The organism is Bradyrhizobium sp. STM 3843 (assembly GCF_000239815.1).
In the GTDB taxonomy this organism is placed as follows: domain Bacteria; phylum Pseudomonadota; class Alphaproteobacteria; order Rhizobiales; family Xanthobacteraceae; genus Bradyrhizobium.
In genome coordinates this window covers 1-9,995 of sequence record NZ_CAFK01000017.1, presented here as the reverse complement: position 1 = coordinate 9,995, position 9,995 = coordinate 1, and the positions used below count along the sequence as shown (strand labels likewise).

Sequence of the window (9,995 nt, the reverse complement as noted above, 5' to 3'; positions counted from 1 at the left end):
GATGCTGGGCGCGCCGCCGGTCGCCGTGCAGATCGAGCGGCCGAGGCCGAGACCCGTGCCGCTGCCGGCGGTCAGGCCAGAGCGCGGGACGCTGATCGCCAACTGAGGTGCGTTGCTAACCGCAAAAATGTGTTGACGTTGGCAGGCCTTCCCAAAGGAGGGCCAGATGCGATTCGCCAAACTGTTCGCCGTTATTCCGCTCATCGACAATGGATGGTCGTTCGCCGCGTTTGTGGTCGTGGTCGTCGTGCTGACCTGGCGAGGTTTATAGCGGGGCGCCTCAGATCGAAGGAAAACTCCACCGGGCATACCATTCCAACAGGCGGAGGATGTAACCTCGACTGGTCCTGCTGCTGCGCCCGTGATCAGCCGAACTACCGAGGCGAGGAGTGGGCTATTGACCTGAGTCGGGTCTCGTGTCGCGCAACCGATTCGCACGGCCACTTGGCCCAATTTGAACATCCTCCCCTGGGTCGGGATAGTGCATAACTTAGTAAATGTTCTCAGATAGTTAGCCTGGTTATACGCTCATCGAGCCGTTTTTTCGTTGGACTCCGTTCTCGAAGACCCTACTGTGACGAAAGAAGCCGACGCACTGGTAATGCGTCGGCTTCTGAAGGCGGTGGCGGACGTAGCTCAACTGGATAGAGCAGGTGTCTCGTAAACCCCGGTTGCCCGTTCGAGTCGGGTCGTCCGCACCGCTCATTTCCCTTTCGGGAAATCAAAATTCTGCGGGGACGATCGCCCCCAAGATTCGGGGACGATTTTCCCCGTACATGTACAGCGCCTCTCCTGGCCCAAAATGTCAAGCCAAACGTTGACACGGCTGCTAGGCCCAGCAACCTGCCTAAACCTCGCAATGTCGCTAACCTTAACATCTGCCTTAGGTTTTTTGCCTGTTCCACAGCCTGGGCGGCGGTTTCTATCGACCACTGTCGGTAACGCTCGGAACCGCGGACGGAGGTATGAAACTCGTCAGAACGGCCATCGATTGGCCAGCGATGGTGGTTTTGAGGTCGGCCAGGTCGGAGATCGGGATTCCCGCATGTGGTGAACGGGGGTGTCGGCGGATGGGACCCAAACGCGCGGCGGAGATGGAGACGCGTTGGATCTGCATTTCGAGAGGCTCGTCGAGGTGCATATGGCCCGTACCCCGGCCCGAAACTTCTCGCGATTCCGAAGGAATGCTTTCGGTCACGTCAGTCGCTCCCGGACGCGCGCCACCGTCACCGCGCTCCACGGCTTGCCGGTCGGCGCCATGATGCCCTGCGCATTGAGCGCCGCAGCGATGGCGCGCAGGCTCTGACCGGCGAGCTCGGCGAAGATCGGCCGGAGCTGCTCGGCGCGCTGCTTAGCCTCGGCCTGGCGCTCCTCACCCTTTGCATTGAGGCCGCCGAGCTTGACGCCGCGCGCCTTGGCGGCAGCCAGAGCATCGCGGGTGCGCTGGCCGATGAGCTTGCGCTCCTTCTCAGCCACCGCCGCATAGATGTGGAGCATGAACGGATCAACATCGCGGCCCAGCTCGGTCACGATGAAGTCGACGCGATGCTTCATCAGCCCGGCAATGAACGCGACATCGCGCGAGAGCCGATCGAGCTTGGCGACCACGATCGCGCCCTTGGCCTTCCTGGCCGCTGCCAGGGCCGCCTGCAGTTGCGGCCGCTTGTCGTCGTCATCCTTCCCGGTCTGGACCTCGACGAAGGTCTCAGCGATCGAGAGGCCCTCCTGCTCGCAGAACCGCGCGATGGCGGCCTGCTGCGCTTCGAGGCCGAGGCCAGACTTGCCCTGCCGGCCCGTCGACACCCGGATGTAGCTCACGATCTGGCTCATTCTGCCCCGCCCCGTAACGTCGCGACCAACGATGATGTGTTACAGCATCGCCTGTGACTCGTCGACGGGGTCTGTTACGGCAGAAGCTCAGGAGATGACGGTTGCCTGGTCGGCCAGACGATTCCGCGCCACCGCGATGATGTCCTCGGCGATCGAGATCGCATCATCCGGACCCAGCTCGTCGACGATGTGCTGCAGGATCTCGTCGGCCGTCATCGCGCCGCCCCAGAACACGACCTGGTCGGCGTTTCCGGCCTCGACCAGCTCGATGATACGCAAGATCAGGCTGTGGTTGCTGGCGACCGCGCCGTGCGCGCCGTCGGCCTGCGCGGCGGCGATGGCAGCCTCGATGCGGGTGATCAGCGCCTCCAGCGAAAGCCCCGCTTTCTTGGCCACAGGCTTGCTCAGCTCGGCGATCCGCATGCGCACCTCATCTTTCTTCATCAACCGGGACGCTGCCATCTCGCTGCTGTGTCCCACGGCCCTATAGCCGGCCTCCCGATAGCACTTGGCCAGCGACCAGCGGGTTTTCGTGCTTTGGAAGACGTTGATGGCAAAGCGTTCCCACCTCTGGTTCTGCAGGATCGGCATGCGGAACAACTACCACGGTCTGAGGGAGCCGCGCATCCAAGAGCTGCAGCCCATGCTATAGCGGGACATCCGGGACATTGCCGTGACATGTCCGGGGCAAGTCCCGAAGTCCACTAGCGGGACATCCGGACGGGACAGGACAAGGTCTATAGACCTTGTCCGGTTTGTCCCGGATGTCCGGTCAGGACCAGCCAAGCCGAGGCGATGCCATGGTCACGCCAAAGAAGCCACCGGGGGAGACGCCCACGTCTTCCGAAAAATACTTCGAGCTGCACGAATACATTCACCCGGCCGACACCACCGAGGGCCTGATTGAACGGATCATTTTCGCGCTGGGGCGGGCCTGGTTCGCAATCGGGGGCGATCTCCGCGAGGTGCGCGTGCTGGCCAGGCGCGCGATCCAGCACCTGGCCAAGTCTGGCTTTCGGGACTGCCTGCGGCAACAGCGCCTCGCCGCGCTCATCGCGTGCTACAACGCGACGCCGGACCCAACTGACCGCAAGGTGGCCGCCATTGTCACGGGCAGCAAGGATGCGCCCAACTTCGATGCCGTCCGCAAGGACATCGAGCGCGCTCGCCATCTGGACGCGGCGGGTCAGTTGAATCCGGCAGTGACGGACGGCAGCTCCGTGAACATCCCGCCGCCGCCCTGGGACAGAGATCCTCGAAAATAGCTTTACGTTGTCCTTTCACTGCCGGGCGTTTCGGTATTGATAGTTGAGCACCTGATCACATTCATGGTGCTCAACATGGCCAACAACACATCGAAGCCCACGCGCGTGCCGATCGCCGCGCACCTGCCGGCCGATGTCTATCACGACTTTGACGCCTGGCGCCGGACGCGGGCGAAGGTGCCGACCGTCTCAACAGGTGTCGGCCAGTTGATGCGCTTGGCCTTGCAGATCGAAGCGCGCCGCAAGCCAAAGGCCGCGGCAACCACCGAACCCGCCACTGCCTGAAAAAAGAAGGCGCCTGGTCGAGCCAACGAGCCAGGCGCCGTTCCCTTGCGCGTCCAACGCTGAAGGAGAAGTACCGTGCATCGACATAAGCCAATCGCGCCTGTTGTCAATCTGCCGCTTCGCCTGCCTGGTGGCCGAACCCTACTGCTCGCGCCGGTCGCGTGCCCGCGCTGCGCGACCATCCAGCGCCCTGCTGACGTCGAGCTGTCGCCTCTCCGCTTGATCTGTCGCCAGTGCGGCCAGGGCATCATCGAGATCGTGCCATGCGCATGAGCCTGCAGGCTGCCGACCTCGGCGCCGCCTTGGCGCATGCGACCGCTGCGATGGCCGCCGGCAAGCGCATGGTGCGCCTGGCCGCGCGTGAATCCGCCGTGGTCGTCATCGGCAGCGACGCGACCATGTCGACGTCGATCGAGGTGCCGGCGACGGTCGAGGCCGCTGGCGAGGTCGTCCTCGATGCCGCCCGCATCGCCGGCATCGCCAGCCATGCCAGCGGCACCATGACCCTGTCGGCGGCCGACACCAGCGTCGGCATCACCACGGGCCAGGGCAGATACCGGCTGCCGGTCCTGGTGAATCCGCCGGCCGAGCTGGTGCTCGACGATGAAGAAGCCAGCATCGTGATCGCCGCGCAGGATCTGCGGTATCTGCTCGAACCTGTCGCCTGCGCCGGCCGCGAAGCGTCGCGGTTCTATCTGAACGGCATCCTTCTGCTGAGCGAAGGCGGCCGCCTGACCAGCACCGCGACCGACGGCGTGCGGCTGCTGCGCACCTCGATCGTCGCGCCGGAGTTCAGCACCGACCGGCGTCTGATCATCCCGAGCAAGTCCGTGGTCGCGATCGAGCGGCTGATCCGACGTGAATCCGGCATGCTGACGCTGCGCCGGAACAGTCGGCTCTTCTCCGTCGGCGGGGCGGGATTCACCGCGATCACTAGGCTGCTGGATTTCACCTATCCCGACCCGGCGCGCGTGCTGCCCGAGGCCAGCAGCGATGCCGCGATCATCAAGCGTCAGGATCTCGTCGACAGCCTGGCGCGGCTGATGGCCGTGATGGACGGCGAGGCGCCGCTGCTTGTCATCGAGTGGCACGCACCCGACGAAATCTTTTTGTACCTGGCGCGACAGCCTGATGCCGGCAGCGACCTCGTTGAGGCTGAGACCATGGGCGACGGGCTGATCGTGGTCGCGCCGCAGGCGCTGGCGGCGCTGCTCGCCGAGTTCAGCAGCGCGCAGCTCCGGATCGAGGTCACCAACAGGCTGGTGGTTCGCAGCGAGGACAAGCTCGGCGTCGTCGCCAGCATGAAGTGGGATTTCACGCCACGCACGGCACCAGGCGCAACCGTGCGGGCGACACGCAAGGGCGCCGGGAAAACAAGGAACAGGAACTATGAGAATGTCTGATTACGCCGCAACCCGCTTCGTCAGCCTCGACGATCTCGCCAAGGGCCCGATGCGGGCAACCATCGTCGAGGTCACCATGGGCGATTTCGACAAGCCCGTCGCGACGCTCTCGAATGGCTACAAGACCGATCTCAACAGGTCCGTGATGCGCGAGCTGGTCGAGGCCTACGGCGATGGCGACGGCACCAACTTCGTCGGCAAGGAGATCGAGCTTTATCTCGGCGAGGTGAAGCCGAAAGGAAAGCCGCCGACGCCGGCCAAGGCGATACGCACGATCAGCCCGCCAGTCTCGGCCGCGGTCGCAGCCGCTTCGGCAGCCGCCGCCAAGTCGGAGCCGAAGCCGCAGCCGAAAGGCAGCGGCATGGACGACGACATCCCCTTCTGAAGGAGCAAACCAATGACGACAGAAGCTGAGAGCACAATCCCTCCATACGAAGCTGACGCGATCCGCAACCGGCTGAACGCGGCGCTGAGCGAGCTTGATAACATCGAACTTAAGGCAGGCGCGCTTGCGATGGGCTTCAGAAGCGAGTCACCTCGCAAGCTGGCGGATATCGAGGCCAAGATCGACAGTGTCGCATTTGCCCTCAACCAACTGCTGCCGCTTCTGCACCGCGAACACTTCCATCTCGATCGTGCAGTCGACAAGGCCTTCCGCGAAATCGCCCTCAAAGACGCGGCGGCAACCTGACCTATGCTGACCCTGGCCGACATCGCGCGCGCAGTTAACGGCAAGGTCGTCGGCCGTTCTGTGCGCGCGCCATCGCCAGGGCACAGCGCCGACGACAACGGCATGTCGATCAAGCTCGCTGCCGGCGCGCCCGATGGCTTCGTGGTGCATTTGTTCAACGGTAGCGGCGAGACCGAGGAGCTTGCGGCGAAGGACTACATCCGCGAGCGGCTCGGCCTGCCGCCGTGGGAGCCGAACGGCAACGCAATGAACGGTCGCGTCGAGGCAACGATCCGCCGCATCAGGGCGAAGACGAAAGCAAAGGCGAAGGCTGAGCCGAAGCCGCGGATCATCGCCGCCTATGACTACCGGACGCCCAGCGGCGAGCTGCTCTATCAGGTCGTGCGCGAGGAGCCGAAGGCCTTCCGGCAGCGCCGGCCCAATGGGCGCGGCGGCTGGATCTATACGCGCGGCGACACGCCATCTGTGCTGTATCGCCTGCCGGAGCTGCTGAAATATCCCGACGGGACCGTGCACCTTTGCGAGGGCGAGCGCGATGCCGACCGCCTCGCCGAGCTCGGCCTGACGGCGACCACGGTCTCGGGCGATGCCGCCGATAAATGGACCCCAGAGCTGGCGGCGCCGCTCCGTGGGCGCGATGTTTTCATCCTGCAGGACAACGACGCCAAGGGCGAGAAGCGCGCCACAGCGGCCGCACAGGCCCTGCAGGGCATCGCCAAAAGCGTGCGCGTCATCCTGCTGCCGGATCTGCCGCCGAAGGGCGATGTCAGCGACTGGCTCAAGGCCGGACACAGCCAGGCCGAGCTGGAGGCGATCTGCGTCGCGGCGCCGGTCTGGCAGCCGACAGCGGAATCACCCGCGCCGCGGTTTACCTTCACCGAGTTTGGCAAGATCACCTGGTCGGCCGAGGTCGAGCATCTGGTGTACGGCATCCTGCCGCGGTCCGGCCTGGTCGTGGTCTATGGCGCGCCGAAGTGCGGCAAGTCGTTCTGGACCTTCGACCTGGTCATGCATCCGGCGCGCGGCCTCGACTATCGCGACCGCGACGTCGTCGCCGGCACCGTTGTCTATCTCGCGGCCGAGGGCGGCACCGGCTTCAAGAAGCGGGTCGAGGCCTACAGGCGCCGGCACGACTGCAGCCAGGCGCGGTTCTATCTCTGCACCGACCGGCCCGATCTCGGGACCGACGCGCCGGCCATCATCGCCGACATCAAGCGCCTGGTCGGCGAGAGCAGGCCGGACATCATCGTCATCGACACGCTGAACCGGACGCTGGTCGGCAGCGAGAACAAGCCCGAGGACATGGCGCGCTATCTGCGCGCCGCGGCGGCGATCGAGGACACCTTCAACTGCTGCGTCATCGTCGTGCACCATTGCGGCGTCGAGAAGGGCCGGCCGCGCGGGCATACATCGCTGACCGCCGCGGCGGATGTGCAGATCGCGGTCGAGCGTAGCGGCGCCGGCCATGTCGTCGCGACTGTCGAGCTGGCCAAGGACGCGCCGTCCGGCGACGAGATCACCTCAAGGCTCGACGTGGTCGAGCTGGGCGAGGACGAGCGCGGCAACAAGATCACGACCTGCGTCATTGTCGAGGCCGGGGATCTCGGACTGCACAAGAAGGCAAGGCCGCTGCCGGACATCGTCGAGCGCGCCAAGCGGGCCCTGGCGAACATGATCTGCGACCACGGCGAGGGGAACGCCAACCTGCCGGCGGGATTCCGCGGCGTGCCGGAAGAGACCTGGCGGGGAGAATGCTATCGGCTCGGCATCGGCGGCCCGAAGGACGACAGCATGCGGAAGGCCTTCAACCGCAACAAGGAGAAGCTGACGCGGCTTGAGATCGTTGGCACCAGCCGGGGCTGGTACTGGTTGGCCAGGCCATGAGCCGGCGCAGCAGCGGCTATGCGCGCGAAGCGCTCGACCTGGGTGGTCGACGCGCTGGTGCAGTATCTGCCGCGCCGCCTGCACGTGCTGGAGCCTGCCGCCGGCAATGGCGACATGGTGCATGCGCTGGTCGCGCACGGCTATAGCGTGACCTGCTCCGACATCCGGGACGGCGTCGACTTTCTCAAGATGTCCAAGGCGCCGCACGGCGTCGCGGCCATCATCACGAATCCGCCGTACCACGCCATCAAGAACGTGAGCCAGGCGCAGCGCTTCATCGAGCATGCCCTCGCGCTGATGGAGCCGGTCGACGGCCTGGTCGCGATGCTGCTCAAGGCCGAGTTCGACACCGCGACCGGCCGAGGCCATCTGTTCGGCCGCTGCCCGATGTTCGCGAAGAAGATCACGCTGACCGAGCGCATCGTCTGGTTTCCCGAGACCGGAGGGCGGCCGAGCGAGAATCACGCGTGGTTCGTCTGGGACTTTCGGCACCGGGGCCTGCCGGACCCGATCTACGTCTATGAGCGGCCACAGGGGCAAGGACCTTGAAGGGAAGAAGCCGTGCTGAAGGGTTGACACCATGACCGATATCAAGAGCAGGAAGGCTAAGCCGGTCGGGCCGGCAATGTCGCCAGAACCGCCGGGCGACGATGCGAACGCTTCCATCATGGAGGACCGCGCGCGACCTCGGCGCATGCTCAGTGAAAAGCAGGTGCTGGCGATCGTCCCGGTTGGTCGCTCGACGCTGTGGAGGATGGAGAAGGCCGGCAAGTTCCCGAAGGCGACACCCATCGGGACGAACCGCCGGACTTGGTTCGAGGACCAAATCGTTGCGTGGCAAAACAGCCTCTCGAAATGAAAAAGCCGCCCCAAAGGGCGGCTCTCTTGATCACGCCGCGACGCGCTGCTCGGCTTCTTCCGGCTTCACGTCGATGATCCGTCGCAGCTCGTCTGCCCATGCTTCCATGATCCGCCGCTTCTGAGGCAAGCGGTGGCTGTGGATGTAGCCCAGCGTCACGGCCGGCGCTCGCGGCCCTGCCGTCCGAACACCTGGGACCCGCTCGCCCTTGAACGTATGCCCGAGCGCGATCGAGATGTCGGAGTCCATGAAGCCGGCCTCGACCAGCAGCGTTGCGGCGGTGTGCCTGAAGTCGTGTGGCTTGAACACGTCATCGTCGAACTTCCCATCAGCGTTGCGCTTGAAGCCCATCAATTCCCACAGGCTCTTGCGGCCGCGATCGTTGCCACGGAGCGCGGCATTCATTGCCTTGCGGTGCACCGACTTGTCGGGATGGATCGGGCTCTTGAACACGAACTGCTGGCCTTCGTCGGTCATCGCCGCCTTGATGATCTCGACCGCCAGCGTCGAGAGCGCCATGACGACGGGCTTGCCGTTTTTCACGCGCTTGGCCGAGATGACCATGTGCGGGTTCTCGCCGCCGATGTCGACGATCTCGTTGAAGTGCAACTGCCGCACCTCGTCGGTGCGCCGCCCGGTCGCCAGCGCGAATTTGAATAGCAGCCGGAGGTGCAGCGAGAGACCGCCGAGCTGATCGCTATCGAGCAGATGCCAGAATGCCCGGATCTCGTCCGGGGTCATCGGACGATCGCGCCCTGGCTCTTTTTCGAGCGGCTCTAGTGTGGCGCACGGGTTCGCCCTCACATAGCCCTGCCTGGGATAGGCCGCCCAAGTGAAGAGGCTGCTCAAAGCCTTACGCGCATGCCGCGCGTTCGACACGCTCGGCTTCCCGAACGCACCGGCCTTGATGTCATCTTCCAGCTTGGCGATGTCCTTCGCCGTGACCTCGCGCGCGAGCTTGCGGCCGAGGGTCGGCTTGACGAAGCGGCGAAGCTGGCTCTCCAGATTGGCCCACGTCTTGACCTTGGGCACCATGCCGACGTGCTCTTTCTTCACCAGCTTTTTGATCTCGGCGACCCATTCGTCGATCATCCGGCTCATCGTGACGCCGCCGACGCGAGCTTCCTCGGCCTTGGCGGCTTGCTCGTCGCGCGTGATCTGGCTCACGTTGTCGCCGGCCTTGACGCGGTTGCGGAGTCGCAGCGCGGCGAGGCGCGCGTCACCGACCGTGAAGGCGTCGGCGTGATAGGTGCCGAGCGTCACCTGATCGCGCTTCCGCGTCGCCGGGTTGACGAACCGGAAATAGAACAAGGTACCTGCGGGCGTCCTGTCGATCATCAGACCGGTCACAGCGCCCCGGCCGAAGTCTGCCTTGCGATCGCGCTTCTCGACCTTGGTCTCGCAGTGAAGGGTGACGGCGTCCGCTTTGGCTTCGCGGCCGACGGTGGTAACGTTGGTCATGTGGCTGTTCCTGTGACAGGCGCCTCGGCGATCCGGCCCGTTTGTCCGTGGAAAGATTGAACGGGTCGGGTGCCTTGGGCACCATTTTGGATGACACAAGCCGGAATTGGCTTGCGGCGCCCGAGACAGATTGAGAGAGAAACAGCTTATCTTTCAATACGCTGTTTTATCCCGCACTATCCCGCGCAATGCCAATGATATGCCGTGTGGTCCTGGCGCCCCGGTGCTGGCGCTAACTTGGCGACGATGCTTCGCATCGCGCTTGAGGACGGGGGCAATCAAGCCGGTCCCCGAGGAGAGCACGTATAAGCCGTAAG

General features: G+C 64.7%; 11 protein-coding genes and 1 tRNA gene. 9 read left to right on the top strand and 3 right to left on the bottom strand.

The annotated features are described in order from the left end of the window. The first annotated feature begins 625 nt into the window (after window positions 1-625). Window positions 626-698 (top strand) — tRNA-Thr (locus BRAS3843_RS03355). Between the two features lie 496 nt (window positions 699-1,194). Here BRAS3843_RS03355 and BRAS3843_RS03350 read toward each other — a convergent pair. After that, window positions 1,195-1,830 (bottom strand): recombinase family protein, encoded by a 636-nt coding sequence (locus BRAS3843_RS03350; RefSeq protein WP_008967304.1) that lies wholly within the window; start codon window positions 1,828-1,830, stop codon window positions 1,195-1,197. Between the two features lie 87 nt (window positions 1,831-1,917). Beyond that, complete coding sequence (locus tag BRAS3843_RS03345; protein ID WP_008967303.1) at window positions 1,918-2,421, bottom strand: hypothetical protein; 504 nt, start codon at window positions 2,419-2,421, stop codon at window positions 1,918-1,920. Window positions 2,422-2,630: 209 nt separating this feature from the next. On the opposite strand from BRAS3843_RS03345, the gene BRAS3843_RS03340 reads away from it, so the two are divergent. The 8 genes from BRAS3843_RS03340 (at window position 2,631) to BRAS3843_RS03305 (ending at window position 8,217) form a co-directional block, all read left to right on the top strand. After that, on the top strand, window positions 2,631-3,095 hold the full coding sequence (locus BRAS3843_RS03340; protein ID WP_008967302.1) for a hypothetical protein: 465 nt from the start codon (window positions 2,631-2,633) through the stop codon (window positions 3,093-3,095). A gap of 63 nt (window positions 3,096-3,158) precedes the next feature. Beyond that, window positions 3,159-3,380: a hypothetical protein gene (locus BRAS3843_RS03335; RefSeq protein WP_008967301.1), complete on the top strand. Its 222-nt coding sequence runs from the start codon at window positions 3,159-3,161 to the stop codon at window positions 3,378-3,380. A gap of 263 nt (window positions 3,381-3,643) precedes the next feature. Further along, window positions 3,644-4,783: a DNA polymerase III subunit beta gene (locus BRAS3843_RS03330; protein ID WP_035980701.1), complete on the top strand. Its 1,140-nt coding sequence runs from the start codon at window positions 3,644-3,646 to the stop codon at window positions 4,781-4,783. Then, a complete protein-coding gene (locus BRAS3843_RS03325; RefSeq protein WP_008967299.1) occupies window positions 4,776-5,168 on the top strand; it encodes a hypothetical protein in 393 nt (130 codons plus the stop codon). Before BRAS3843_RS03330 ends, BRAS3843_RS03325 begins: the two co-directional genes overlap by 8 nt. 12 nt (window positions 5,169-5,180) lie before the next feature. After that, on the top strand, window positions 5,181-5,474 hold the full coding sequence (locus tag BRAS3843_RS03320) for a hypothetical protein (protein ID WP_008967298.1): 294 nt from the start codon (window positions 5,181-5,183) through the stop codon (window positions 5,472-5,474). A 3-nt stretch (window positions 5,475-5,477) separates the two neighbouring features. Continuing rightward, complete coding sequence (locus BRAS3843_RS38735; RefSeq protein ID WP_008967297.1) at window positions 5,478-7,358, top strand: AAA family ATPase; 1,881 nt, start codon at window positions 5,478-5,480, stop codon at window positions 7,356-7,358. An 18-nt stretch (window positions 7,359-7,376) separates the two neighbouring features. Further along, the gene (locus BRAS3843_RS03310) at window positions 7,377-7,907 is read left to right on the top strand and encodes an SAM-dependent methyltransferase (protein ID WP_008967296.1); all 531 of its coding nucleotides are present in this window, start codon (window positions 7,377-7,379) and stop codon (window positions 7,905-7,907) included. Between the two features lie 31 nt (window positions 7,908-7,938). Continuing rightward, on the top strand, window positions 7,939-8,217 hold the full coding sequence (locus BRAS3843_RS03305) for an AlpA family phage regulatory protein (protein WP_008967295.1): 279 nt from the start codon (window positions 7,939-7,941) through the stop codon (window positions 8,215-8,217). Window positions 8,218-8,247: 30 nt separating this feature from the next. On the opposite strand, the gene BRAS3843_RS03300 is transcribed toward BRAS3843_RS03305, so the two are convergent. Further along, window positions 8,248-9,678 (bottom strand): tyrosine-type recombinase/integrase, encoded by a 1,431-nt coding sequence (locus BRAS3843_RS03300; RefSeq protein ID WP_008967294.1) that lies wholly within the window; start codon window positions 9,676-9,678, stop codon window positions 8,248-8,250. Between the last annotated feature and the right edge of the window lie 317 nt (window positions 9,679-9,995).